The 26,538-nt window shown below is 71.4% G+C and carries 22 protein-coding genes and 1 pseudogene; 10 read left to right on the plus strand and 13 right to left on the minus strand.

Annotation, left to right across the window (positions count from 1 at the left end; genetic code table 11):
- Both A3IC_RS0146690 and A3IC_RS0146695 read left to right on the plus strand, forming a co-directional pair.
- Positions 1-440 (plus strand): IS30 family transposase (locus A3IC_RS0146690; protein WP_020556940.1); only part of this gene is annotated, 440 nt, incomplete at its 5' end.
- 231 nt (positions 441-671) lie between these two features.
- Positions 672-2,237, plus strand: coding sequence for an IPT/TIG domain-containing protein (locus tag A3IC_RS0146695; protein WP_040878569.1), 1,566 nt, complete (start codon positions 672-674; stop codon positions 2,235-2,237).
- 36 nt (positions 2,238-2,273) lie between these two features.
- Here the strand turns inward: A3IC_RS0146695 and A3IC_RS0146700 are convergent, their stop codons facing one another.
- A complete protein-coding gene (locus A3IC_RS0146700) occupies positions 2,274-3,062 on the minus strand; it encodes an IS5 family transposase (protein WP_052174123.1) in 789 nt (262 codons plus the stop codon).
- Between the two features lie 329 nt (positions 3,063-3,391).
- On the opposite strand from A3IC_RS0146700, the gene A3IC_RS0146710 reads away from it, so the two are divergent.
- A complete protein-coding gene (locus tag A3IC_RS0146710; RefSeq protein WP_040878563.1) occupies positions 3,392-5,860 on the plus strand; it encodes a SpoIIE family protein phosphatase in 2,469 nt (822 codons plus the stop codon).
- Between the two features lie 306 nt (positions 5,861-6,166).
- On the opposite strand, the gene A3IC_RS0146715 is transcribed toward A3IC_RS0146710, so the two are convergent.
- Entirely contained in the window at positions 6,167-8,704 is a 2,538-nt protein-coding gene (locus A3IC_RS0146715; protein WP_020556945.1) for an ABC transporter permease, read from the minus strand.
- 225 nt (positions 8,705-8,929) lie between these two features.
- On the opposite strand from A3IC_RS0146715, the gene A3IC_RS0146720 reads away from it, so the two are divergent.
- The 5 genes from A3IC_RS0146720 to A3IC_RS63610 all read left to right on the plus strand — a co-directional run bounded on the left by A3IC_RS0146720 (position 8,930) and on the right by A3IC_RS63610 (position 14,518).
- Positions 8,930-10,084: a sensor histidine kinase gene (locus tag A3IC_RS0146720; RefSeq protein ID WP_020556946.1), complete on the plus strand. Its 1,155-nt coding sequence runs from the start codon at positions 8,930-8,932 to the stop codon at positions 10,082-10,084.
- A complete protein-coding gene (locus A3IC_RS0146725; RefSeq protein WP_020556947.1) occupies positions 10,081-10,758 on the plus strand; it encodes a response regulator in 678 nt (225 codons plus the stop codon). Before A3IC_RS0146720 ends, A3IC_RS0146725 begins: the two co-directional genes overlap by 4 nt.
- 127 nt (positions 10,759-10,885) lie before the next feature.
- Positions 10,886-11,284, plus strand: a complete 399-nt coding sequence (locus A3IC_RS0146730) for a hypothetical protein (protein WP_020556948.1) — start codon at positions 10,886-10,888, stop codon at positions 11,282-11,284.
- Between the two features lie 594 nt (positions 11,285-11,878).
- Entirely contained in the window at positions 11,879-13,150 is a 1,272-nt protein-coding gene (locus tag A3IC_RS63605) for a zeta toxin family protein (RefSeq protein ID WP_425387406.1), read from the plus strand.
- Between the two features lie 309 nt (positions 13,151-13,459).
- A complete protein-coding gene (locus tag A3IC_RS63610; RefSeq protein ID WP_020556951.1) occupies positions 13,460-14,518 on the plus strand; it encodes a zeta toxin family protein in 1,059 nt (352 codons plus the stop codon).
- On the opposite strand, the gene A3IC_RS0146750 is transcribed toward A3IC_RS63610, so the two are convergent.
- Positions 14,476-14,766, minus strand: a complete 291-nt coding sequence (locus A3IC_RS0146750) for a hypothetical protein (protein ID WP_020556952.1) — start codon at positions 14,764-14,766, stop codon at positions 14,476-14,478. The genes A3IC_RS63610 and A3IC_RS0146750 overlap by 43 nt on opposite strands.
- 198 nt (positions 14,767-14,964) lie before the next feature.
- Here A3IC_RS0146750 and A3IC_RS0146755 point away from each other — a divergent pair, with 198 nt between their 5' ends.
- Complete coding sequence (locus A3IC_RS0146755; RefSeq protein ID WP_026219547.1) at positions 14,965-17,649, plus strand: ATP/GTP-binding protein; 2,685 nt, start codon at positions 14,965-14,967, stop codon at positions 17,647-17,649.
- Between the two features lie 780 nt (positions 17,650-18,429).
- Here the strand turns inward: A3IC_RS0146755 and A3IC_RS0146765 are convergent.
- From A3IC_RS0146765 to A3IC_RS60640, 3 genes are read right to left on the minus strand one after another with little or no spacing between them, the layout of a single operon-like run.
- Positions 18,430-19,323, minus strand: a complete 894-nt coding sequence (locus tag A3IC_RS0146765) for an aminoglycoside phosphotransferase family protein (protein ID WP_020556954.1) — start codon at positions 19,321-19,323, stop codon at positions 18,430-18,432.
- Positions 19,320-20,081 (minus strand): PIG-L deacetylase family protein, encoded by a 762-nt coding sequence (locus A3IC_RS0146770; protein ID WP_020556955.1) that lies wholly within the window; start codon positions 20,079-20,081, stop codon positions 19,320-19,322. Before A3IC_RS0146770 ends, A3IC_RS0146765 begins: the two co-directional genes overlap by 4 nt.
- 37 nt (positions 20,082-20,118) lie before the next feature.
- The gene (locus tag A3IC_RS60640) at positions 20,119-20,841 is read right to left on the minus strand and encodes a sterol carrier protein domain-containing protein (protein WP_020556956.1); all 723 of its coding nucleotides are present in this window, start codon (positions 20,839-20,841) and stop codon (positions 20,119-20,121) included.
- 139 nt (positions 20,842-20,980) lie between these two features.
- Here A3IC_RS60640 and A3IC_RS0146780 point away from each other — a divergent pair, with 139 nt between their 5' ends.
- Positions 20,981-22,306 carry an NsdA family TPR-like regulatory protein gene (locus A3IC_RS0146780; protein ID WP_026219549.1) on the plus strand — a complete coding sequence of 442 codons (1,326 nt, stop codon included), beginning with the start codon at positions 20,981-20,983 and terminating at the stop codon, positions 22,304-22,306.
- 507 nt (positions 22,307-22,813) lie between these two features.
- On the opposite strand, the gene A3IC_RS60645 is transcribed toward A3IC_RS0146780, so the two are convergent.
- The 7 genes and pseudogenes from A3IC_RS60645 to A3IC_RS73280 all read right to left on the minus strand — a co-directional run.
- Positions 22,814-23,254, minus strand: coding sequence for a hypothetical protein (locus A3IC_RS60645; RefSeq protein WP_020556958.1), 441 nt, complete (start codon positions 23,252-23,254; stop codon positions 22,814-22,816).
- Positions 23,255-23,526: 272 nt separating this feature from the next.
- Complete coding sequence (locus A3IC_RS72060) at positions 23,527-23,718, minus strand: hypothetical protein (RefSeq protein ID WP_020556959.1); 192 nt, start codon at positions 23,716-23,718, stop codon at positions 23,527-23,529.
- Positions 23,709-24,380 (minus strand): hypothetical protein, encoded by a 672-nt coding sequence (locus A3IC_RS60650; protein WP_020556960.1) that lies wholly within the window; start codon positions 24,378-24,380, stop codon positions 23,709-23,711. The genes A3IC_RS72060 and A3IC_RS60650 overlap by 10 nt, the downstream gene beginning before the upstream one ends.
- Entirely contained in the window at positions 24,367-24,720 is a 354-nt protein-coding gene (locus A3IC_RS0146795) for a hypothetical protein (protein ID WP_020556961.1), read from the minus strand. Before A3IC_RS0146795 ends, A3IC_RS60650 begins: the two co-directional genes overlap by 14 nt.
- Before the next feature lie 63 nt (positions 24,721-24,783).
- Positions 24,784-25,797 carry an NAD(P)H-dependent glycerol-3-phosphate dehydrogenase gene (locus A3IC_RS0146800; protein ID WP_020556962.1) on the minus strand — a complete coding sequence of 338 codons (1,014 nt, stop codon included), beginning with the start codon at positions 25,795-25,797 and terminating at the stop codon, positions 24,784-24,786.
- Positions 25,794-26,072: a hypothetical protein gene (locus A3IC_RS72065; protein ID WP_020556963.1), complete on the minus strand. Its 279-nt coding sequence runs from the start codon at positions 26,070-26,072 to the stop codon at positions 25,794-25,796. The genes A3IC_RS0146800 and A3IC_RS72065 overlap by 4 nt, the downstream gene beginning before the upstream one ends.
- 119 nt (positions 26,073-26,191) lie before the next feature.
- Positions 26,192-26,506, minus strand: a pseudogene (locus A3IC_RS73280) (class I SAM-dependent methyltransferase); the annotation flags it as partial.
- Between the last annotated feature and the right edge of the window lie 32 nt (positions 26,507-26,538).

Consider the following 26,538-nt stretch of genomic DNA (forward strand, 5'->3'; position numbering starts at 1 on the left):
TCGGCACCCTGGTCGACCGATCCACCCGCTACGTCAAACTCCTCCACCTGCCCGGCGGCCGGGGCGCCGAGCAGGTCCGCGACGCGCTCGTCCACGCCCTCGGCGACCTCCCCGCCGAGCCGGCCCGCTCGGTGACCCGGGATCAAGGCAGCGAGATGAGCCGGCACGACGAGTTCACCCGCTCCACCGGCATCCCCGTCTACTTCTGCGAACCCGCCGGCCCCTGGCAACGNGGCTCGAACGAGAACACGAACGGCCTGCTCCGCCAGTACTTCCCCAAGAGCACCGACCTGTCCCTCNTCGGCGCCGAGGACCTCGCCTTCGTCGCCGCCGAACTCAACAGCCGCCCCCGCAAGACCCTCGGCTGGAACACCCCCGCGAACCTCTTCGCCAAGCTCGTCGCAACACCCCGCAGGGTCAGGTGCTGCAACCACCTTTAGAACCCAAGGCGTCCCGCCGAGGCCAACTCAAGACGTCATAGCCACCCGTTGCCCTACCGAGCCCGACGTTGGTCGCAAGCGTGAATCCGGCAGGCCATCCGGGTGTTCGCCGACCGGGTCGCACATTCGGATCGGCAGGCCGGGCACACGGTCGACCAGGCCGGGCAACGGTCGACGGTGGTCCGGCTCCGATGGTCCACTTCCGGTTCGGTGAGCACCCCAGGAGTGACCATGGCCACGCCGACCGCTCCCCAGGTTTGCATGACGTTGTCCGCGCTCGCGGCCACCGCGGCGACCCGGCGACCGTCGGGGGAGACCCGCGACGAGCAGACGTGGCGCGTGGCCGCCGGTATCTCCCAGCAGTTGAGGGCCCTCTGGCCGGCGACCCGGGCCGGCTGGCACCTGGCATGGCTCGCGCTGAGCCCGGACGACGCCAACATGGCGTACATCACCAAGAGCATCGACGGCTCCAACCGGTTCGCCGTCGTCGCGCGCGGCACCATCGGCAACATCACCGACATCCTGGAGGATCTCGACGTCGGCACCGTGGTTCCGTTCACCGCGAGCGGTTCGCCAACGCCGGTCACCGTCTCCAAGGGAGCCATGACGGCGTTCACCCAGGTCGCCACCATGGTCTCGATCCCGCCGCCGCCGGGGGACGTGTTGGGTGCGCCGGTACCGGAGGGCGCGTTCGCCCACCAAGGGGCCACGCTGGCACAGGCGTTGGCCGATCTGGTCGAAGCAGCGCCCACCACACCACAGCCGACGGTGTACGTGACCGGTCACAGCCTGGGCGGCAGCATCGCCACCATGCTCGCCCCCTACCTGTACACGCAGGCACGGAACTGGACCAATGTCCCGCAGTTCGCGCTCGAGACCTTCGCGGCCCCCACCGCCGGGCTGCAGAGCTTCGCGACCTACGTCGACGGACTGCCGTTCGACAACAACCACCACGTCAACGCCTGGGACGCGGTACCGCTGGCCTGGAGCAGCCTCGCGGAGGTGAAGCAGGACAAGTGGTACCCGTCACCCGGCCCGGCGGGCGACACCACCGTGCATCGCCTGTTCGACGTACTCGACGGGCTCCGGAAGGGCAACGTCTACGTGCAGCCCGGCGTGCGGCAGCAGTTGCCGGTGGACGGGGACTACTCGACGCACGACCCGGCACTGACCAACAGCACCCTGGCGGACTTCATGGGGCAGGTCGCGTACCAGCACGCCGACAACACCTACCTCGGCCTGCTCGGGACCTCCCTTCTGTCTCCTTCCGGACCGATGGTGACCAGCGTCAGCCCCACAAGTGGCAAGAACGGGTCCACGGTCGTCATCGAGGGCGGCGGCTTCGCCCGGGGCAGCCTCCTCGACTTCGGTCCCATTCCGTGCACCGACCTCATCATCGAGCCGGGCGGCAACCTGATCCGCGCCACGGTGCCTGACGGCGTCGGCATCGTGGACGTCCGCGTCACCAACGTCCTCGGTACATCGCCCGTCGTGCCACTGGGGCAGTTCGCCTATGACGGGCCGGCGCCCCTGGTGGTCACCGGCGTCGACCCGACCAGCGGCCAGGCGAAGAAGACCACGGTCACCATCACCGGGTCGGGCTTCCCCCGGGGCGCCGGCGTGAACTTCAAGGACCAGGCGTCGAAGTCGGTCACCTGGCTCTCGGACACCCAACTCACCGCCACCGCACCCCTGCAGATCGACGACGACCAGACGGTGGACATCACCGTGACCGTCGGCGACATCGCCTCCCCCACCGGCCCATCCGACGAGTTCACCTACACGGGCCGCCTCTAAGAAGGCGTTTAGTGTGGGCGAATTACTCCTTATGCCCTAGTAGGTTCCTCGCCAGGTTGGTGTGGTCTCGTCCGTGATGCGCTTGGCGAGGTTGTCGATCGAGGCGACGTGGATCATGGCTTCGGAGCTGGTGGTGAGGGTCTCGTAGTCGCGGGCGAGACGTCGGTGCATCATGAGCCATCCGATACTCCGCTCCACTACCCAGCGCCTTTTGAGGACGTGGAAGCCGCGAATTTCCGGGTTTCTGTGGACGACTTCGACGTCGATTCCGAGCTTGGCGCCGTGCTCGACGACGGCTTTTTTGAAGCCGGTGTCCACCCAGCTCTTGGTGATGGTCGGGTACGTCTTCTTGGCCTGGTCGAGGAGGCGTATTCCGAGGGCGTTTTCGGAGAGGCTCGCGGCGGTGACGGTCACGGCGAGGATGAGGCCGATCGTGTCGGTGAGGATGCCCCACTTTCGGCCGACGATTTTCTTTGCGGCGTCCGTTCCTTGGCTGGTTGTGGGCACGTTGGTGGAGGTCTTCACGCTCTGGGTGTCGATGACGGTGCCTGTGGGTGCGGGCTTGCGGCCCTCCTTCACGCGGGCCAGTGCGGTCAGGTCGTGGTTGAGCCGGGTGAAGATTCCTTCGTCGCGCCATGCGGCGTAGTAGGCGTGGACCGTGGCGTGGGTCGGAATGTCGTGTGGGAGGTATTTCCAGGGAATTCCGGTGCGGTTTACGTAGAGAATCGCGTTGAACACGTCGCGGAGGTCGACTCTGGCCGGCTGTCCGGTGGGTCTGCGGTCGAGCCGGGCTTTTCTCCATGCCGTCAAGGTCGGCTCGATCAGCGCCCAACCGAGCTGGTGCTGCCCCGGCGCACGATCTGCTGCGGCTTCTGCCCCTCCTGGTCGGTCAGTCTGCGCACACGGACGGGCTCGGCCACCGCGCCTCCAGCGGTCGGATCGGATGACACCCCGCACATCCAACCGCTACGACCGCCGACCCGGCGAACCTATGTGGTCACAGCACTACTGTAAGGGCAAGCCCCAGTGAGGGCGGGATACTTGGGCTTCCCCGCTCGGTGTTCACGGGGGAGCTGCGATCTGCGAGCGGTGTGTCACCCTGGGTTGCCGCTGCGGCCGGGCTGACCCACGCTGGACCTGCGCACACTGGAAGCATGCACGGAATGACCGTCGGCGAGACGGCGGAGCGTGAGGATCTACTCGCTGCAGCCGTCGTCGAAGCCGTCGAAGGAACCAGCGCCTACGCGGGGAGCGTCTTTCTCCGCTCCCGCGATCGCCGGGCGCTCGTGCTCGCCGCGACGTGTGGGGTGCCGCCCTCCCTGCTCGGTGGCTGGCGCCTCATTCCGGTGAACAGTCCCATCCCGATTGCCGCGGCGTACAGCTCCGGGCGCACTGTCCACCTGGCCGACGCAGAGGAGACGATGCGCCGGTATCCCCAGCTCGCGGTGGCTCTCCCGTACGCCTTCGGCTCCTGCTCCGTGCCGGTGGGGACAGGCAGGGAGACCTTCGGATCCCTGGCGATCGTCTGGGCGGCATCCTCCGGCAGCGAAGGGCTGTCCGAGGCCCAGCGCCGCCACCTGCGGGGCGTCGCCAACCGACTTGGTGACTCCCTGTCCGCACTCTGCGCCCGTACCGGCAAGCCTGTGGAATGCGACCTGGGAACGATTGCGGTCGAGACCCCGGCTCCCTCGGCAGCGGCCGTGCGGGTCGGCTTGTTCCAATGGGACTTTGCCTCTGGCGCCTTCATCGTGGACGACGAGTTCTGCGCGATCTTCGGTCTCGACCCGCGTGCTTTCGACGGACGAGCCGAAACGCTTGCTTCCCGCCTCCACCCCGGCGATCTTGCCGCTTTCCGGTCCTGCGCCCGAGAGGCAGCCGTGGAAGGCCGGACCACCAGCAGACGCCTGCGGTTGCGGGACTACGAGCACGGCGGCGAGGGGTACCGCACCGTCGAGTTGTGGGGCCGCCTACCAAAGGCCGACGTCATGCGGGCACGTACCCACCTGGCCGGCGCGGTCGTGGACGCCCGCGCCGGCCAGGTGGCCGTCGCAGCGGTCGAGCGGTTGCGGGACGGACTGTTCTCCCTCGCCCCCGACGGGCGGGTCACCTACGTCAACCACAGCGCACTGCAGCTGTTGGGGGTTTCCGCCGACGAATTGCTGGGCCATTTCCTCTGGGACGTACTGCCGTGGCTGTCCGATCCGGACATCGAGTACCGGCACCGGTCCGCGATGATCTCCCAGGCGCCGGCCTCCTTCGTGGCCTGCCGCTCACCCGACCGGTGGCTCGCCTTCTCCCTCCACCCGGAGGCGGACGGGGTGACCACCCGGCTTGTGCCTGTCGGTCAGCCGCCCTCGGCGTCGACACCATCCGCCTCCCCGCCCGAGACAGCGACCGCCACCGCACCGGCGCGTCTGGGCGTCATGTATCACGTCCTGCAACTGGGCAGCGCGCTGACCGAGGCGGTCACCGCCCACCAAGTCTGTGAAGTCGTCGCCGACCAGCTCCTGCCTGCCTTCGGAGGCCAGCGGCTGGCAATCTATGTGGTCCGCGACGGAACAATGCACCTGCTCTTTCACACCGGCGGCCACGAAGACTTCCTCGAATGGCTGGAGGGCGTACCGCTGCACGCCCGCCTGCCCGGTACGGAGACCCTGACGTCCGGCACTCCGCTCTTCATCGAGTCGCGGCAAGCTCTATCACGGGGCTACCCGGGCATCCCCACGGACGAGGTGAGTTCCTGGGCGTATCTGCCACTGATCGCCTCCAGCCACCCTGTCGGCACCTGCGTCCTCGGCTTTGACGAGATCCATCCGTTCACGGAGAAGGACCGCGGCGTCCTGACCGCTCTCGCCGGGCTGATTGCCCAGGCTTTGGAACGAGCGCGGCTCTACGACTCGGAGTTCGCCCTCGCGCGCGGCCTGCAGCAGGCGCTCCTGCCGCACCGGCTCCCGATAGTCCCGGGCATCCATACCGTGGTCCGCTATCTGCCCGGCACCAGCGGAATGGACATCGGCGGCGACTGGTACGACGTCATCCCCACCGACAGCGGAGTCTGTCTCGTCATCGGAGACGTGGAGGGGCACAGCATCGCCGCCGCGGCCACCATGGCCCAGTTGCGCAGCGCGGTACGGGCCTTCGTGGCCGTAGGGCATACGCCCGGCGATGCGATGGCGGGCGTCAACCGAACCCTATTCGACCTCGACCCCGGGCTGCTGGCCAGTTGCTGCTACATCCACCTCGAAGCACACAGCCACCACGCCTACGCCGTCACCGCCGGCCACCCCCCACCCCTGCTCCGCCGTCCCGACGGGACGACCGATGTCCTTGACCTGGACATCGGACCGGTCCTCGGCGTGGAGCGCGCGAGCACCTATCCCGAAACCCGGATCGCCCTCCCGCCGGGGTCCGTCCTCGCCCTCTACACCGACGGCTTGGTCGAGGAACCCGGAACCGACATCGACGTGGGCATCGACCGCCTGCGAGCATCCCTGGCCCACGCCCATGCGGACTCACTGGACGAATTCGCCGACCGGCTTCTGCACAACGCCCGTGGCTCCTCCTACCGGGCCGACGACATCGCCCTGCTGCTCACCGCGATCCGGTCACCACGCCCTGGATGAGACAACGGGCAGATCCATCCAGGTTCGAGAACATGAGAAGCCGGCAAGCGCAGGGCGGCCACGGCGTCCTGCTCGGCGACGCAACGGAGGGGCGCTGTTCCGGGTCGTACTGCCCTCGGAACCGAACTGCCCCCAGACCCCACCGCACGACGTCACCGGCGACAGCCGAACCCGTGTCGAACCCTCGCTGGTGAGGCGGTCTCGGACCTCCCAGTCGAGTCGGCGGGGCCGTCGACGAGCCGCGGCGCGGGACGGAGGGCCCGGGTGGGCGCGGGCGACCGGCCCGCCCTGGCGGCGCCGCGCCACTCACTGATCCACGGTCACCGCCGCCACGATGTCTAGGCGGGCGGCGCGCCAAGCCGGGACGAGTGCCGCCGCGAGACCCGCGAGGGTCGCGCCCGCGATCACCACACCGATCGTCGTCCACGGCACCACCAACACGGCGACCCCATCCGCCGCGAGCGCCCGGCGGGCGCCGACGCCCCAGGCGACGCCCAACGCCAGGCCCAGGGTCGCGCCGTAGAGCGCGATCGTGAGCGACTCGAGGCGGATCATCCGCCGAATCTGACGACGACTCAGGCCCAGCGCGCGCAACACCCCGATCTCGCGGGTGCGCTCGACCACCGACAAGGCGAGCGTGTTCACCACGCCCAAAAGCGCGATCACAATCGTCAACGCCAACAGTCCGTACGCGAGCCCGAGCAGCACCCGGACCATCTGCTTGCGCGACTGTTGGTAGTCGGCCCGGGTGCGCACCGCGACGTTCGGGCGGTCGGCGAGCGCGGCCTTGATCGCGACCCGCAGCCCGCCGGGGTCGACGCCGGCCGCGGCGCGGACATAGATCGTGTCGTCGAGCGCGTCCGGAGCCAGCAGCGCGAACGTGTCCAGGCCCACCAACGGGTTCACGTCGCCCCCGTTGCCCGGCGGTTGATCGGTGCGCAGCCCGCCCACCCACAGCGTGCGGGCCACGCCGCCCGGCACCCGGATCACAACCGGATCCCCGAGCGTGGCACCCACCCGCTTCGCGTAGTCGGCGTCCAGCACGACCGCGTCCGGCGCGAGGCCCCGGGCTGCGGACCCCCGGCTGTACGTGTGGCCGAGCATGGCGTCGACGCCGCCGTCCGCGCCGTCGAGTTCGACATCCTGGCTGCGGCCCTTGACGGTGATCCGCGCGTCGGACCGCCGGGTGCGCACCTGCGTGCCCACCCCAGGCACCGCCCGCACCGCGTCCGCCACCTGTGCGCTCAGCGCCTGCTCGGAGCCGACCACCACGTCGGCGTGGAACGAGCGGGCGAAGTTGCGGTCGAAGGACACGCTCATCGACGACGTCACCACCGCGACCGCCGCGACCAGCGCGACGCCGATCATCAGCGCACCCGCCGTGGCCCCGGTCCGGCGCGGATCGCGCAGCGCGTTGTCCCGGCCCAGCCGCCCGACCCTGCCGAACGCGCGACAGTACGGACTTGCCAGCACCGGGATCAACGGGCGCGCGAGGACCGGAATCAGCAGCACGAATGCCACGAGCGTCGCGGCACCGCCCGCGGCGACGAGCACCAGGTTGCCGCTCGCGAGCGCGCCGACCCCGGGAACGAGCGCGCTCGCGCCGAGGATCGCACGCCGGCGCAACGACACGGGCGGGGCGTGGGCCTCGCGCAGCGCCGCCATCGGTGACACCCGACCCGCCCGCCGCGCCGGCACCCAGGCCGCGGACACGGTGGCCAGGAGCCCGACGCCATAGCCGACGAACGCGGTGAGCGGCGAGAACACCAACGCGATGTCCCCGGTCGCCACACCGAACGCCGACAGCAGCGCGGTGAGTCCGGCCGCCAGCCCGTAGCCCGCCACGAGCCCGAGCGTCGACCCGGCCGATCCGAGCAGCACCGCCTCGGTCAGGACGGAACGGTTCACGTCCGCACGACTCGCCCCGATCGCGCGCATCAGCCCGAGTTCGCGCGTGCGCCGTGCGACCAGCATCGAGAACGTGTTGAAGATCAGGAACGCGCCGACGACCGCGGACAGACCCGCGAAGCCGAGCAGGCCCACCTCGACGACGGTGAGCAACTCGCCCGTCCGCTTGGTCGCCGCCGTCGTGCTCTCGGCCCGGGTACGCACGGTCAGGCCCGGATCCGCACCGAGCGCTGCCGTCACTCGTGCGCGCAACTCCGCGTCGGACACCCCGGACTCGGCCGTGACCGAGACCTGGGTGACCACGTCCGGTCGACCGATCAGGCGCGCGGCCGCGCTCGCGTCGTCGAGGAAGACGAGCGTGTCGCCTGTGGGCCGGACCCGGTACGACGCGATCCCCACCACCGTGACATCGAACGGCCCGCGCGCGGCCACCAGGCGCAGCCGATCGCCCACACGCACCTTGCTCTTGCGCGCCGACTCGGCGTCCAGGACCACCTCGTCGACGCCGTGCGGCTCACGGCCGGAGGCGAGCCGCACCGGCGAGTAGGCGCACGCGCACCATCCGAGCGCGATCGTGCTCGGATCCGACACCACCCCGACCGCCTCGCCCGCGTGGTCGAACAGGCCGACGTCCTCGATCACCACGTCACCGTGCGCGGCGGCGACACCCGGGACGCCCCGCACCCGATCCACCAGCGCGGCCGGCACGGTCGGAATCCGCCCGCTGCGGGTCAGGCGCTTGGCGGCCACCTCGGTCCTGGGGGCGACCGTGACATCGGCCGAGGAGGCCCGGGCGACGTCGGCGAACACCGCCGACACCGTGTCCACGAAGATCAGCGTGCCCGCGACGAACGCCACCGACAACGCGACGGCGAGCGCGGACAACACCAGCCGCCCCCGGTGGGCCAGAAAACTTCGCAGCGATGCCTTCAACACGGCGATTCGCCCTTTCGATCGAGGGGATGGCGCCGAGCGGAACGGAGCCTCGGCGAACGCCGTCACGCTCTCGCGCGCGCCCGCCCCGGGTCGTCGGGCCCTGGGGCCGTCCGCACGCCCGGCCCCAGGCGCCACGCGGTCGCCCGGATCGGCCCGGGAGCCCACCCGCGACGTGGTACCGCAGGCCGATGCACCCCCGCGCCGCAACCGCCTACTGTTCCCAACGTGGGTGACGAACTACGCCCGCCGCTGACCCAGCGGCTGCGGCTCCGACACTGGTTGGCGCTCGACGCCCTGCTCGCGCTCGTGATCACGGTGCCGATCCTCACCTCGCATCCCGGCACCGTGACCGGCCGACTCGGCGCGGCCACGTGGCCGGTTCCGGTCGTGCTCGGCGTCACGCTGATCGGATCGGTCGCGCTGCGCCGTGTGCACCCCGTGCCGGCGCTCCTGGCGGCCGTCGTGGCGGAGACCGCAGCCGGGCTGGCCGGCCTGGTCGCCGCGGTGGGCTTCGCGACGGCGGCGACCTTGTACACGGCGGCGCTGAGCGGCCGGTCGCGGCGCGTGGTGTGGGCGGCGGGCGCCGGGGCGGTCGCCGCCGGGTTCGTGATCGCGCCGATACCGCTGTACCCGGCGATCCCGGCCTGGGCGTTCGGCGCGCTCCTGCGGACCCGGCGCGAGTACGCCGCGGCGCTGCGCCGGCAGGCCGAGCGGCAGGGCCGGGAGCGGGCCGAGCGGCAGGCCGCGGCGGACGCGGCCGAGGAACGGCTGCGGATCGCCCGCGAGTTGCACGACGTGGTCGCGCACAGCATGAGCCTGATCACCGTGCAGGCCGGCGTCGCGCACTTCGTCGGGGCCGAGCGGCCCGAGGAGGCGCTGCGCGCGCTCGGCTCGATCGAGGCCACCGGGCGTACCGCGCTGCGCGAGATGCGCCGACTGCTCGGCATCCTGAGGGAGGGGAGCGATACCCCGCACAGCGCCGAACTGGCCCCGGCGCCGACGCTCGCCGCCGTCGACACGCTCGTCTCCGACGCGGCGGCGGCTGGACTGCGGGTCGAACTGATCGTGCACGGCGAACGACGCGAACTGCCCGTCGGGGTCGAACACGCGGCCTACCGCATCATCCAGGAGGCGCTCACCAACGTGGTCAGGCACGCGGACACCGACCACTGCCGGGTCGAACTCCGGTACACGCACGGCGAGATCGAGGTCGCGATCGCCGACTCCGGTAGCGGCGGCGGCGCGGCCGTGCCCGGGCACGGGCTCGTCGGGATGCGCGAGCGGGTCGCGGCCTACGGCGGCGAGTTCGACGCCGGGCCGCTGCCCGAGCGCGGCTTCCGGGTCAGCGCACGGGTCCCGATCGAGGACGGCGCCCGGTGACCGACCTGATCCGAGTCCTGGTCGCCGACGACCAGGGCCTCCTGCGCGGCGCACTCCACCTGCTGATCGACGCCGCCCCGGACCTGACCGCCGTGGGCGAGGCGGCGGACGGCGAACACGCCCTCGACCTGGTCCGCGAAACGCGCCCCCACGTGGTCCTGATGGACATCCGGATGCCGGGTATGGACGGCCTGGAGGCGACCCGACGAATCACCGCCTCACCCGAAACGTGCACCTCCCGGGTACTCATCCTGACCACGTTCGACCTGGACGAATACGTCTACGCGGCGCTGCGCGCGGGAGCGAGCGGCTTCCTGCTCAAGGAGACCCCGCCCGCCGACCTGCTCACCGCGATCCGGGTCGTCGCGGCCGGCGACGCGCTGATCGCGCCTAGCGTGACCCGCCGACTGATCGCCGAGTTCGCCAACCGCCCCGAACCGAGCCAACGTCCCCACACCGGCCCCGACGCGGGCCTGACCGACCGTGAACGCGAGGTGTTGACGCTGATCGGCCGCGGCCTGTCCAATACCGAGGCCGCGACGTATCTGCACGTGAGCCTGTCCACGATCAAGACCCACGTGGGCCGATTGCTGATGAAACTGGGCGCGCGCGACCGGGCCCAGTTGGTGATCGTCGCGTACGAGACCGGCCTGGTCGGCGCCCGCGCGACGTGACGGGTGGGGTCAGTGCGCCCCGAAGGTTCACCGGGATGTTCGCGGTCTGGATGTCCAGGACCCATCCGGCGTCGACGCGCAGGATCAACGCTGCCCCTCGGGGAAGACGTCCCCGAACTCGGGTCAGATGCTGACCGGATTCGTCAACGAGCGCATGCCGGCCGGGGCCGTGGTGTTCTCGTGTCTGCTCTACCTGACCGGACGCTCGGAACCCGCGGCCTTCTGGTGGAGGTTCGCGGCCGGCGCCGACGAAAGCGAAGCCATGCGGTTCCTGATGCTGCACCACCGCGTGCAGGGCGAACCCCGCGACGAGCAGCGCTGGGCCGCCGGCGTCCCCGTCGAACCCTCGTCCACCGCGATCGAAACGCCTGTCGCCGACGCGGCGCCCCGGCCCGCCAAGGACACCGAACGATACGTGGTGAACGCCGAACCCGGGATCCAGGAAGTCGAAGACCCCGACTTCGGCGAGGTCTGCATCCCGCGGACATGGCTCCCCAGCCGCATGATGCTCGCCGGACGAACCTGATCCCGCCCGACAACGGTGGCCCCGACGAGATGTCGTCGGGGCCACCGCTTGCTTGTCTCGGCAAACGATTTTCGCGTCGGATTGCGCGCTGGGCCAGTGCCGGCCGGTGTCACTCCGGCCTGGATGGGCTTCGACCTGCACGAGGCGTCGACGTCGGCGTCACGTGATCCGGCGCCGATTCCATCCCCCGACGTTCACTCGGTTCCGGGCATACGTACCTGGCCGCGAGTTTTCGCAAAAAGAAGTCGCGATCGCGAGCGAAAAACACGGTCTCTTCGATCCGATACTGATCATCATCGGTCGGAAGGCGCACGGATGCTTGAGTGGTCCGGACATGTGGCTAGGCTGAACACGGCTCGTAGGTAAGCCCGTTGCCGGAAACGGCGACGGCCCCCGGTTGCCGCCGGGAGCCGCCAATGCGTGCCCATCTTCGCTTTTCGCTGGAGGTCGTGGTTGACCACCGATGGACAACTCCCATGCTGCCATGCCCACCTCGCCCTTGTGGACAAGGTCGAGGCTTCCACGCCGGAACATGACGCCGATTGCCACCGCGACACGGTGATCCACACGATCCTGCCGACGTGGGCCCGCGGCGTGGTTGCCCAGGAGCGCCCGGTGGTGGTGTTCGTGGCCGGGCAGCCCGGCGCGGGGAAGACCGTGATCGCGGATCTGGTTCAGGCGGTGCTGGATCGTCGTGGTGGCGCGGTCCGTGTCGGCGCCGACCTCTACAAGGCCCTCCACCACTCCTACGCCGAGGCGTTGGCACTGGACGTGCGTACCGCCGGTGCCGCAGTGCGCGCGGACACCCGCAGGTGGCAGGCCGACCTCGAAGCGCACGTCCGCGCCCGCGGTTTCGACGCGGTCGTGGAGACGGCCCTGGCCGACGTCGATGCGTTCCGCGCGGACGCGGCGGCGTACCGGTGGGCGGGGTTCCGGGTCGAGGTCCTCGCGTTGGCGACCCCCGAGGCCTTGAGCCAGTTGGGGATCCTGGACCGGTACGTGACCGGCGCGGTCGACGGCGCGGGCCGGTACGTGTCCTGGGCCAATCACGACGCCTGCGCGCGGGCGTTACCTCAGGTCCTGGCGGCGGTCGAGGCCGAGCAACTGGCGGACCGTGTCACGGTCGTGCGCCGGGACGGAACCGCGCTGTACGCCAACGAGGCGGGCCCGGACGGCGCATGGACCCACCCGACGGGAGCCGGCGCAGCCGTGATCGCGGAGCGGGCCAGACCGTGGACCGCGCCGGAGACGATGCGCTTCCGCGAGGACTTGGCTGGCACCGACCGGCGCCTGCACCGTGAGCCGTTGGACGAGGACCACCGCCTGGCCGTCCGGCGCGACGCGGACCGGGCCGCGGCCCTGGCCGAGCCGGTACGCCGGATCGCCCAAGCGATCGCCCGGGCGCCCGGCGTCGACTACCACCGCCTGTCTGCCAAGGAACACAGTTGGATCTTCGACGAGTTGCTCCTCGAGGACTTGGGAGAGATCACCCCACACCCACAGCCGGTCGTGGTGTACGTCATGGGCCAGCCCGGCGCGGGGAAGACCCGCGCGTCCCACCTGGTCCACCGGGCCATGCGCCACCGCGAGCCCACCAGGATCGACGCCGAGGATTTCAAGGGCGGCCACCCCGACTACCTGCGACTCCTCCAGGAGAATCCGCGCACCGCCGGCGAGCGTGTGCGCGCCGACTACCGGGCCTGGCGCGACCAGGCCATGGCCCACGTCCGCGCACACCGTGGGGACATGGTCGTCGAGATCGCCCCGGGCAGCGCGGGGGCGTTCCTGGCCGACGTCGCCGCGGACCGGCGGGCCGGCNGGATCGCGTCGGGAGCGGTGGGTCCGGTGGACCCGGTCGGCCAATGAACTCGACGGCCGGCAGTGGCGGTCTGCCGGGAATGGGTGCGGTGTAGCCGTTGTGGTCGCCGCCGAAGATGGCCGGCGGTTTGACCCTCGAGCCGCTGTCGGTGACGTACGCCTTGTCGAGGAAGCGGGTCAGGTATTCACTCTCGATCACGCGGGCCGTGCAGGAGGAGTAGGTGAGGTGGTGCGACACGCAGACGATCGGCAGTGTCTCCCCGCCGGTGTCGTGCAGGCGTACGGACCGTACGGTGGGCTCCAGTTGCCACCCGGGAGGACCTGGCCGCCACCGACCGGCGCCCGCACGACGAGCCGTTGGACGAGGACCACCGCCTGGCCGTCCGGCGCGACGCGGACCGGGCCGCAGCCCTGGCCGAGCCGGTGCGCCGGATCGCGAGGGCGATCGCCGAGGCTCCCGGCGTCGACTACCACCGCCTGTCCGCGAAGGAACACCGCTGGATCTTCGACGAGTTGCTCCTCGAAGACCTGGGGGAGATCACCCCACAATCGCAGCCGGTCGTGGTGTACGTCATGGGTCAGCCCGGCGCCGGGAAGACCCGCGCGTCCCACCTGGTCCACCGCGCGATGCGCCACCGTCGCCCCACGTCGATCTCCGCCGAGGACTTCAAGGGCGCCCACCCCGACTACCTCCAACTCCTCGCGGAGCACCCGCGTACCGCCGGCGAGCGTGTGCGCGCCGACTACCGGTCCTGGCGTGACCAGGCCATGGCCCACGTCCGCGCGCACCGCGGGGACATGGTCGTCGAGATCGCCCCGGGCAGCGCGGAGGCGTTCCTGGCCGACGTCGCCGCGGACCGGCGGGCCGGCTACCGGGTCGACCTCGTCGTCCTGGCCGTGCGCGCGGCGGACAGCCGCCAGGGAACCGCCGCCCGCTACGCCAGGGCGAGCACGTCGGGGCCGGCCCGCTTCACCACCGTCGCCGGACACGATCGGTGCCTGCGCGCCGTCCTGGAATCGCTCCACGCCGCAGAGCAGGGCTCGATGGTGGACTCGGTGACGGTGATGCGCCGGGACCACACGGCGGTCTACCGCAACGAGCGCGGCCCGGACGGCCGGTGGGCCCGGGCGGGGGACGCGGCGTGGGCGTTGCTGGCCGAGCAACGGCGCCCCTACACCCCGGGCGAGGCGGCCCGGTTCCTCGCGGTCCACCGGTGGCTGACGGCGGTGTTGCCACAACACCGGTCCGAGCCGGCGGACATCGCCCGCCTCGCCGCGCCCTTGATGCCCGCCGCGACGCGGCCCCGCCCTCTCGTCACGCCCACATCCCCGGCCGAACTGCCCGTTCCGGTGCGGACGATGCCGGGATTCGGCTATTCCCGGCGGTGGGTGAGTTCCCTCCAGCGGGCCTCGTAGGCGGCCGCGATCGTCGCGACCCGCTCCGGATCCGCGGTCTCCAGCACCCTTCGGTCGGCCGCGCAAGCCTGCCGCTCGGTCTTCAGCCGCGCCAGGAGCCGGGTATTCGGTTCGGCGGCCCTGGTCTCCTCGAGGATCCGCTCCCGGTACCAGCCGATCACCCTGGTGACCATCTCGAAGGCGTCCTCGTAGCCGGCGGTGCCGGCCGGCTCGGGCGGGACGTCTGCGGGATCGGCGGGAACGTGCACGAAAGACCACCTCGAATCGGGCCGGCGGGCGCCCCGGGGGCGGTCCGGCCTGTTGCGGAGACACCCGACTGTTTCACGCGACACCCTGCCAAGTCGTCACACCCCACGCCCGATCGAGGGGGCCCGACCTGCGGGAGGGCGGTGGCGGCGCCCGTGCGGGCGCTACGTTGGCGGTCGGCGATCACCTTGGGGGCGATGATGGCGGGTCGGGACCTGCGGGCGTTGTTCGGCACGAACGATCCGGGACTGTCCACCGACGAGGCGTTCGTGAACCGGCAGGAACAGTGGTCGCTGATCGGGGCCGCGCTCGCCGAACACCTGCGCCACACCGCCGCGCCCGGGTTCGATGTCGAGGACCTGGAGGCGCCCCGGAACAACGTGATCGTCTTCCACGGTATCGGCGGCGTCGGCAAGACCACCCTCTCGCGCAAGGTCGAGGCCGCCCTGGCCGACCACGAACACCGCCCCGCCCAGTGGGGCGAGCCCCCGTGGACGCCCGACACCGGCGAGCGCCTGTTGCCGGTGCGGATCGACCTGGCCCGCTCGGCGGGCACGGACTTCGAGCACGTCGTCCTGGCGATCCGCCTGGCCCTGGCGGAGAAGGTCAACCGGCCCCTGCCCGCCTTCGACATCGCCCTGCGCCGCTACTGGGAACACGCGCATCCCGGCGAGCCGCTGGAGGAGTACCTGCGCCGACGCGGCCTGACGGGCCGGATCGGGCAGGCACTGCCCCAGCAGATGCAGACGGCGATGTCCGAGGTCGCCCAGGCGCTGCTGCTGCCCGGCGCGGTCGGCGCGGTGATCGGCCAGGTGACCGGGACCCTGGTGGGGGCGTTACGCGAGCGCCGGCAGACGGTGAAGGCACTCGCCGGGTGCCGCCGGCTCGCCGACCTCCTGGAGGCCGAGCCCGACCTGGACGCCCTCTCCTTCCATCCGCACCTGCTCGCGTGGGAACTCGCCCGTCTCCCGGCCGACAAGCGCGTCACGCCGGTGGTGTTGTTCGACGGGTGGGAGGAGATCGGGGACCGCACCCACCGCGACCTCGAGCGCCTGCTCCAGCGCGTGGTGTGGCTGATGCCCACCGCGTTCTTCGTGATCACCGGCCGCAGCCGGCTCCAGTGGGCCGACCGAGCCCTCCAGGGACAACTCGACCACACCGGCCCCGCCTCCTGGCCCGGGCTGGTCGTCCACGACATCCCGCCCGCCCGCACCCCGAGCCCCGCCGACACCGCCCGCGACCGTCAGGTCCTGATCGGTGACCTCTCGCCCGAGGACTGCGACGACCACCTCGCCCGCCGCCTCTCCCGCGACGGCGCCCCGCTCATCGACCCCGCCCTGCGCGCGGTCATCACCGCCCGCTCCCACGGACTCCCGCTCTACCTCGACCTGGCCGTGATGCGGTTCCTGGAGATCCGGCGCGGCGGCGGCCGCCCCCAACCCGACGACTTCTCCCACGACTTCGCCGCCCTGGTCGCCCGCACCCTCTCCGACCTCACCCCCGACGAGCGCCACGTCCTACGCGCGGTCACCCTCCTGGACGCCTTCGACCTCGCCCTGGCCACCCGCACCGCCGGCATGACCCACCAGGCCCCCGCCCAGCGCCTGATCGAACGCCCCTTCGTCCGCGAGAATCCCTTCGCGCTGTGGCCCTTCCACCTGCACGCCCTGATCCGCTCCACCGTCCGCGGCGCCGACGACCACACCGACGACCGCTGGTCACCCCAGGACTGGCACACAGCCGCCCACCGCGCCCTCGAAGCCCTCGGCGACCAATGGGCCGCCGGCGCCACACACGACCGCCTCCTGCTGGTGGGCTGCCTGCGCCAAGGCCTTCGCCTGGCCCGGGACTTCGGCCTCGACCTCGGGTGGCTCGCGGACGCCGCGTGGCGCTACGTCGGCGACTCGATCTGGGAGCCCCTCGAACCACCCGCACGCGACGGCGCGGCCGCGAGCTCCCCGCGAACGGCGGCGGAGGCGCTGGTCGAGCTGTTGAGCGCGCTTGCCCGGCGCCAGCACGAGCACCGCGAGCGCACCGCCGACCGGCTCGCCGCCGTCGCTGGCGGCGGGCTGCTGCCTACGGAACTGCACGAGATGGCCGTCTACTACCTCGCCAAGGCCCAACGCGACCTCGGCCGCTCCGAGCCCTCACGCCGAGGAATGGAGTTGGTCGCCGCAGGCGGCGGCAGGCTCGCTCCCGCCGCCCGGAGGGGCCTGGCCCACCTCGCCCGCCTCTCCGGCGACTTCCCCACAGCCCTGACGGCGGCCGGCGCGCTCGGCTGGGAGGGGCGCCACCGCCGTGTCGAGGGCGACGTCCACTGGGTCCAGGGCGACACCGCCGGCGCCGCGGCGGCGTACGGGGCGGCCCGGGCCGAGGCCGAACAGCACGGCATCGCGGGCGAGCGGGCCACGTCCCAGGCCCAGCGGGCGTTCGTCCTGGCCTTCGCCGATCCCCTGGTCGCCGACGACGAACTCGACCTCGCCCGACAACTCCTGATCGGCCTCGACCTGCGCGCCACGACCCTGACCACCCGCATCGCCGAGCTGGTCCGCGACGGCGGGTTCGCCTCCGACATCGAGGACCGGGCACTCGTGCTCCGCTCGGAGATCGGCGTCGCCGGCCTGGTCTCGGCGCGGGCCACCCTCGAGCTGGCGGTCTGTTTCCACCACGCCGTCCGCGAGGACCACCCCGCCGTTGCGGCGTCGATCGACCGGCTGCGTGACCTCACGCTCGGCGACTACGCCTACTACGTGGACATCGCCCACTTCATGGCCGGCTTCCCCCTCGCCGCCCCGTCAACGGCGCGATGGCTGGACGGCGAAGCGGCCACGCGCGACCGATGGCGGGCCCTGGTGACCGATCGGCGCGGGCTCCTGGCCCCCTGAACGAGGCGATGGATGCCCGGTGCCGCGCCCCGCGGCGTGCAGTCGGGCCAGGGACGCGAACGCCGCGTGCGCGGCGCCCAGCAGCAACTCTTCGAATCCGGCGGTGGGGCGGGCGCCTTCGCGGGTGGGCGCGTACAGGTCCCACAGCGTGGTGCCCGGCCGCCACTGGACCGCCGTCCACACTCCCTCCCTCACGTGCCCGTGCGTACCACGCGCCGCGTACAGGCCCTGGTCGTGCAGAGCGGTCACCGCGTGGGCCTCGTGGTGGGCGGGGGCGACACGGCCCCCGGTCGCGGTCTTGATCTTCCACCGCGCGGTGCGCCAGCCGGTGGGGTGAAGGGCAACCAGGAAGATCGAGTTGGGTCTGGGGAACGGCCGGCGGGGGCGAACTCGCCGTCGACGGCGGCGAAGGTCGTCGTCGCGGCACACCGCATCGGCGTCGCGGAGACTGAACAGTTCGCACACGGCGCGCGTTTCGTCTGTTCGCCCGCTGTCCGCGGCGATGCGTTGGCGCAGAGGATCGGCTACATCCGGCGCAAGGGAGACCAGGGCCCGCGCCCCGGTGGGCCGGGCGGAAAGAGTTGTGCCCCCGAATCCATCCGCTTTCGCAGGCTCATTCGAGGGCCACAACCAAGCACTGCCAGGGGCTGTGTGCAACGCAGTGACAGACATCCGAGGCTTACGGCGACGCCTTTACCAGGAGTCAGGCCACGATTGCAGGACCCGTCGACCGCGCGTTCGACTGCGGTCCGCGAGTGTTTCGGGGTTGAACCCCCGTGATCAGCCGGAGGAGACGACGAGGTGTCCGAACGCGTCTTGGCCCTTGGTGACCAGTCCGGGGTGCTGTTGCGTGATGCCCGCGCTCAGGTAGGACGTGGCGGCCAGTGCGGTGAACAATGTCAGGGCCCGTTGCTCGCCCTCGCTCAGGGAGCGTCCGAAGCCTGTGAGGCAGGCCGCCTTGAGGTCGGGGCGGTCGGGCCAGGTGGTGGCGAAGAGCCACACGAACTCCTCCACCACGAGACCGTGGGCGGCCCTTTCGAAGTCCAGCAGGGCCACGGTGTCGCGGTCGGGGTTCCACAACCAGTTGCGGGGGGCGAAGTCGCCGTGCCTGAAGGCCGTCGGCAGGGTCCTGACCAGTTGCGGGAGCTCCTCGCACGCCTGCTCCACCAACGCCCGCTGGGGATCGGTCAGCAGGCGAGCGGCGTGTTCCAAACGCGCGGCCGCGTCGTCGACTTGCCCGACCGCCGAGGCCACGGCCTCCTCGCGCGCCGAATCCGAGACGGCGGACGACGTTCGCGAGTGCCATCGGCCGAGCAGAGCGCCGGCGAGTTCGTGGACCCGCAACTCCTTGTCGGCCGGCAACGGCAGGTCCTTGACGATGAGGCCGGGGAGCGGCGAAGTCAGAATGGCCCTGAGGCCCGGGTCCGCCGCCAACAACCGGGGTGCCTCGTCGGGGCCGAGGAACTCGGCCGCGTGACGATACGCGTGGACCTCGCGGGCGAAGGCCTGCGCGGTCGGACTGAGCTTCACGTAGGCCTCTTCCGCGCCGGTGGACACGCGCCAGACCAGGGAGTTGTCGCGCGGCCAGGACACGTCCGTGACGGTGATGGGGCCGGCCAGCCGAAGGGCCACCCATTTCCGCAGGTCCGGGGGCAGAGAGGCGCTGGACGTCATACGGGGGTGCCTTCCGTCGAGCGTAGGAACGGGGTTGGGCCGGTGCACGGGAGTCGGGCTCGAATCTCGGCGCCGCTCACGAGCAGCAGTGAGGGAGTCAGTGCCTCGAAGGCGCGTCCCTCGGCGGCGTGTCCGGGCAGGGTGTTCCACGCTTCCCCTGCGGCGCGCCAGCGGGTGTAGGGCTCGCCCAGGTAGTAGCGGCCGGCTTGGGAGCGGTGCTCGGCGAGGGCTTTGATCTTGTCGTCGAGGTACTCGGTGATGTCGATCAACACCCTCGGGGTGAATCCCTGGTGGGGTGCGTGGGGACGGCCGTGGAGGATCGTCGTGCACGAGGGCACGCGGGTCGCGGCGTTGAGCGCGGCGCGGGCGACGGCGTGGTGGTCCTGGTGGTCGTTTCCGCCGTGCGGGGCGTGGGTGAGCAGCACGGTGCACCGGTGGCGGGTCAGTGTGTCCTCGATCGCGGAGACCAGTTCGATATCGGGGGTGAGTGTGCCGTCGTCCATTCCGAGACATTCCACCATGATCCCGGTGTCGCGGAACGACTTGGCGTTCTCCGCCGGTCGTTCGCGGGGGTCCAGTCGTGTACCGGCGAGGCGGTCGCGGAGCGGGACGCCGTTCGTTCCGTGGGTGGCGGCCACGACGGTGACGTCGGCTCCGGCGTCGCGCCAGATTCGCAGGGTTCCGTAGAACATGATCTCGGCGTCGTCCGGGTGCGCGACGACGGCCACCACCCGGTCGTGGGCGGACAGCGTGAACATTGTGGTCGTGCCTCCTGGCGGGTTCGATGGTGTGGTTTCAGAAGTGGTCGGGCAGCCAGGGCTCGCGCTCGCCGGTGGCGCGGACGAGCGCGGCCAAGTCGCCGGGTTCGCCCCGTACGCCCGCCATGGTCGCCGCGGTGGTGGTGCGGTAGCCGCCCGCGTACCAGACGGCGAACTGGCGGCGGGTCAACCGCGCGCGTGGCTCGCGGGTCGTCGGCGTCAACTCGCCCGCGCCGGAGGCGATCCGCAGGGTGTACCGCTCGGGTGCCTCGCCGTCCTCGGCGCCGACCTCCAGGGGGATCACCATGTCCAGGTCGGCCGGCCAGCCCCGCAGCCGCACGGCTCCCGCCACGTCGAGGACGCGCAGCATCCAGGGGTGCCACGAGCGGGCGGTGGCGGAGCCGACCCGGTGCAGGTTGTGCAGCAGTTGGGGGTGGGGTGGCAGGCCGGTGCGTTGGAATTCGACGGTTCGGATGCGGCTGTTGTGGCGGCCGAGGAAGGCGAACATCGCCGCCGCGGCGCGGTCGTCGGCGGCCCAGAAGTCGTGGACCACCACACGGGTCCCGTCCGTGGGGTGTGTCGCGAACGCCAGCGACAGCAGTCCCGTCGGGTCCTGGCCGGGTCGGTTGAAGCGGTACGTGGTGAGGCCGTGCTTGTCCAGCTTGCAGCGGTCCCACCAGGTGGGGCGCAGCATGGGTCCGTTGTAGCGGGCGGCCAGGTCGCGTTGCAGGGTGCGGGTGTGGGGGCCGACGGCGATCACCGCCCGGGATGGGGCGGGTTCGGCCGGTCGGGGAAGCGAGTACAGCTCACCTGTTCGACTCGCCGACAGGGCCCGGGCGTATCCCCGCTGTATCCCCGGCGGCACGGACAAGCGCCGGGCGTGATGGTGTGATGGGTGCGTGGACACTCCCATTCGTCACCCGTTGTCCCACGTTCGGGCGGAACGCGGCTGGTCGCTCGAGGACCTCGCCCGCGAGGTCCGCAACGCCGCAGCCCATCGGGGTCTTCGGTCGGGCACCCGACGCGGCCGCGTGTGGAAGTGGGAGACCGGCGTCGAACCCTGCGCGGAATCCCAATTGCTGCTCGCCGAGGCCCTCGGGTTGGCCCCCGACGACGTCGACGTCCGCACCTGGCCGCACTGGTTGCCGGGCCTGCAGGCGCCGCTGCCCCTGGGGGCACACCACACCGTCACCGCGTTGAGAGAGGCGTTGAAGACGACGATGAAACGCCGCACCCTGCTCGGCTACACCGGCGCGGCCCTGGCCGGCCTCGCCGGACAGTGGGCCACCCTGGAACCACCACCCGCCGCCGCCGGATCACGTCACGGCAACGCCGTGGACGCCGAGTTCGTCCAGTGGCTGGAGACCACCGGGGCACAACTGACCGGCCTGGCGACCGAACAACGCCAACACACCGCCACCCTGCTCGACGCCCACCTGAGCACCGTCACCACGTTGATCACCGACGCCCGCTATACCCCGCGGATCGGCCGGCGCCTGCACCTGTTGGCCGCGGGCCTGTCCCAGACCATCGCCTGGCACCGCTTCGACCAGGGCGAACACGCCGTCGCCGGCCGGTTCTGGCACGCCGGACTCCACAGCGCACACGCCGGAGCCGACCACGACCTCGGCGCGGGCATCCTGTCCGACCTCGCCTACCAAGCCACCTGGACCGACCAACCCAAAACCGCCGCGGACATCCTCGACCACGCCCTCACCCGAACCCGCCACCCCACCGCCCGCTCCCTCCTCCACCTGCGCAAGGCCCGCGCCCACGCCGCCCTGCGAGAACCCCGCGCCTGCAGGCAGGCACTGGCCCGCAGCGAACACGAACTCGCCGCCGCCGGCCTCGACCCCGCCCCCGCCTGGTGTTCGTGGATGGGCGAAGCCGACCTGGCCGTCGACTCCGGACAATGCCTGCTCGACCTCGGCGAACACCCCCACGCGCTCCACCTCATCGGCGAGGGCCTCGACGTCCTCCAACGCCCCCGCGACAAGACCCGCGGCGTCTTCCTCACCTACCAGGCACGCGCCTGCCTCCAGAGCGGACAGATCGACCGCGCGGCGGCCGCCGCCACCGAGGCCCTCACCCTCGCCCGCCGCATCGGCGCACCCCGATGCGTCACCCTCGTCCGCGACCTCGCCCCCGCGTTCGCACCCCACCACACCGTCGAAGGCGTACCCGAACTCATGGAGTTGGCCGAAAAGCCCGGGCGTCCCATCTAGGTTCGTCGAACGGGCCGACGACCGCGGGCCCGCCGGCTTGAGGACGGTCCCGGCGACCGGAGAGGACGCGGTCCGACGACCGGACAGGAGGACGAGCACCGGACCGCGCGAACGCCGACCACGGGGGTTGCCGACGCACACCGGGACAACGAGCCGCCGTGCGCCCGGTAACGCGTATCGCCGGCGTGCGCACAGGACCGCGGCGCGCACCACGCGCCCGTAGGGCACGAGAAAGAGCGGCTCCGCGACCCGACCACGCAAGGAGACGGGCTGAGCGGAGAACCACAGGTCCCCTGTCCTCCAACGCGCGCGCACCTTGCTTGGACACATGTCGATGCCCCGGCAAGGATCCGGTCATGACCGACACCCCGGCGCCGGCCGCCCGTGCCTACTACGGCGGCTCCGACACCCCGTGCCGATCGGCTCAGCGCACCTGGTCGACACTGCGTGGGAGGCGCTCGAGCGAATCGGCCGGGTACGGCCGGATCGCCGAGACAGAGTCCGTCGTCACCTGTTCCACAGCCCGCTGCCGTCCAGCGTGCGGATGATCCGTTTCTCCAGATGTCGAGCGGCTGCCTCATCTTCGGTGTTCGTCCAGCAGATGTGGACGTCAGCCCACTCCATCGCGGCGCGTCCCCATTCCAGGGCGGGCTCGGGGTGCCCCGCCTCTATCCGTGCGGTCCGTTCGCGCACCCAGTCGAGGTCTGCCAGCGCATGGTCGAACACCGCCCGGCCCAAGCCTGTGGCCAAGCCGCCGAGAGAGGCGTACACCTCGAGTCGGCCTCGGATGCCCTTGCCCCGACGCTCTCCGCCGGAGCCCACATACACCAGCCGACCGCCTGGGCCCTGCTTGGCGAGGTAGACCCCCAGGAGCCTGGGCGCGTCGGCGTCCGCCAGCGCAACCCAGTTCGACCAGGTCGCCATGGTCTGCACCGTGCTCGGGATCATCCATTCCCCCTCGATTCGAACCCGTCGGACATCATGTCGGACCCGTACGTTCGCCTTCCCACCGTTCTACGCGGGTGACCGGTACGGCCTGCACGTCCACGCGTCGGCGCCGCGCGGCAGTGTGTGTGTGCTCACCTCGCCCGAGGTCGGATGCCTCCGGCCGTAGTTCAGGCGTGTCTGGGCACGGCGCGCTTGGTGTTGGCCCCCAGGAACGCACAGCGCTTCGGGGAAGGCTTGACCCCACATTCGCTGCGCCGTCGTCGGCCCTGCGCTCAGGCGGTGAAGGCGAGGTAGGTGCCGACCGTGAGCCCGGAGAAGGTGACGAGTTGGCGGGGCTTGAGGCAAGTAAATGCGGCGTGCATCGCGATGCCGACGGCGACCGCGTACGGCGACGTCGTCGAGAAGAGCAGCGCGGGCGGCAGGACTACCTCGAGTGTGATCGCGCCGCCCGCGACTAGGCGCACAGGCGGACGTCCCGGTCGGTCAGGTTGCCCGCGTGGCGCAGGACGAGGCCAGGGACGGCGTATTGGCGCCGATAGGGCAGCCGGGCCCTGACCGTGCCGTAGACGTGGATCCACCGCGCCAGGTACAGACCCGAACGGAACTGGGGCGAACGAAGCTTCTGCCAGGCCGAATTCCAGTAGATGTCGGTCGTGACCAGCACGAGCAGGCACTTGGCCCAGGTGTTGGCGTTGCTCGGATCGTGGTCGATGCGCAGGCCCGTGCCGAGGTCGCCGGCGAGGAGGAGACAGGTGCCGGTGAGCAGGGTATAGCGGACGGCGTTGGGGCTTTTGAGGTAGAGGAGTTCCATAGCGGCGCCGCCCAGGACGACTACGAGGGCGAGGCGGGGTGCGAGACCGGTCGCCAGGGCGAGGGCGGCGGCGATGCGGACGAGGAGGGCGGGCCGGTAGGCGGCGGCCAGCCATCGCGCCCGGGTGGGGCCGAGGCGCTGTTCGGCCAGGTGGGTGCTGAGGGAGTCCGGGGCGAAGCGGGACCAGCCGCCCTGGCCGAGGGAGAGGGCGAAGCGTAGGGCGACCACGGCGCCGAAGACGATGCGGAACAACTGGAGTCGTCCGGGGTCGGTGGGGTGGTCGAAGCCGGAGGCGAGGCTGTCAAAGAACCACACGGCTGCCGGTCACCTCCACGCGTTGCTCGCCGCTCGCGGACAGGACACGGCCGTGTCCGTCGATCCGGTCGTACCGACCACTGCGCACCAAGTAGTCGACGATCGCCTGGAGTTGCGGCAAGCCGAGGATGAACGAGCCCGGCGAGAGGTGATCGTAGACGTTGACCGGCTCGGTGCGGCCGTCCTTGGTCCCGGTGAGCGTGATGATCGAGAAGGTGGCGCGGCAGAACATCTTCCAGCGCATCCAGCGGCCGGGCAGGCGGGTGAATCCGGTGATCATCCACGCCGTCAGGGCGAGGGTGACGGCGATCTGGAAGGCGGACAGCACGGATGTGCGCATGACGGGGGCCTCCGTGTCGGGAGGGTGAAGGTGTGGGGTGCGGCCGTGGTCGGGTCGCCGGGGTCAGCGCTCGGGCTTGGGGGGCCGCTGCATCAGTGCGGCGGCGGCCTCGTCGAGGGTGACCTTCTCGTGCAGCAGGGCGCAGACGACGTCCGTGATGGGCATCTCGACGTCGTGGGCGTGGGCCAAGGCGAGGATCGCCTCTGCGCTTTTGACGCCCTCGGTGGTCTGTCGGGTGGCGGCGACGGCTTGGTCGACGGTGAGGCCGCAGCCGAGGTGGTGGCCGAACGTTCGGTTTCGGGAGAGCGGCGAGGAACAGGTGGCGACCAGGTCGCCCAGTCCGGACAGGCCAGCGAGGGTGGCCGGGTGGGCGCCCATGGCGACGGCCAGGCGGGTGGTCTCGGCGAGTCCGCGGGTGATGAGCATCGCGGTGGCGTTGTGCCCCAGGCCCATGCCGGAGGCGATGCCGACGGCGAGGGCGATGACGTTCTTGACCGCGCCGCCGAGTTCGCAGCCGATCACGTCGGTGTCACGGTAGGGCCGGAAGTACGGCGTGTGGCAGGCCTGTTGGACGTGATGGGCGGCGTCCTCGTCGGGGCAGGCGATGGTGGCGGCGGCGGGTTGGCCGGCCATGATCTCGCGGGCGAGGTTCGGACCCGAGAGCACCGCGATCCGCTCCGGGGGCACTCCGGTGGCCTGGCCGATCACCTGGCTCGCCCGCAGCCCGGATCCCAGTTCGATGCCCTTCATCAGCGACACGATCACGGTGTCGGGCCCGATGTGCGGCGTCCACGCGGCCAGGTTCGCGCGCAGGGACTGCGCGGGAATGGACAACACGAGGAAGTCCGCGCCCTCGAGGGCGGCGGCCGCGTCGGTCGTGGCCGTCAGCGAGGCGGGGAGTTCGACGTCCGCGTGGTAGCCGGGGTTGCGATGGGTCGTGTTGATCGCGTCGGCGATCTCGTCCCGGCGGGCGTGCACGACGACGTCGGTGCCGGCATCGGCCATGATCTTGCCGACAGCGGTGCCCCAGGACCCGGCCGAGAGCACCGCCGCACGAGCGGGGTGATGCCGGTTCACGGCGCGATCCTCTCGTCGGGCACGTCCCTGTCACCAGGAGCACGGGGTCCGCTCATCGTATCGGCCGCCTCCGGTGCCGCCGGGGTTGTCACGGGGCGCCGCAAGGTCAGCAGGACCGCGCGGCGCCCGGGCAGCGTGGGCAGCACCCGGTGCGCCTCCCGCAGCATGTTCCGCGCCTGGACCTCGCCCAACTCGCGCCGCAGCTCGTCGGCGTGGGATATCCACAGCCGATACAGCCGCTCCCACATCGCGGGCTCGTCGGGCCGCTCGTCCACGTGCTCCAGCGCGAGCCCCGCGGAACGGGCCTGCGCCCGCCAGGCAGGTTCCGCGCCGCCCGCGCCGAGCGGGTCAGCAGCAGGCGACCGCCGGGGACCAGGACGCGGGCGAACTCGCGCAGCACCGCGTCCCGACCGGCGGCGCGGCCGAGGACGTCCACGCACACGATGCCGTGGGCGCCCGCGTCGGGCAGGCCGGTGTCCTGCAGTTCCGCGACGCGGAAGACGGCACGGTCGGTGTCGGCGCCGAGGAAGGCGTGGCGGCGGCTGGTGGCTTGGGCGACGGCGACCGGGGAGAGGTCGATGCCCTCCACGCGCAGGGCGAGGGCGCGGGCGAGCGACAGGCCGATGCCGCCGGTGCCGCAGCCATGAAGGCGGCTCACCCCCACCTGCGTGGGGACTTCTTGCCCCAGGCCGCCGAGACCGAGCCGCACACCGGCTCACCCCCACCTGCGTGGGGACTTCG

Source organism: Embleya scabrispora DSM 41855 (assembly GCF_000372745.1).
In the GTDB taxonomy this organism is placed as follows: Bacteria; Actinomycetota; Actinomycetes; order Streptomycetales; family Streptomycetaceae; genus Embleya; species Embleya scabrispora.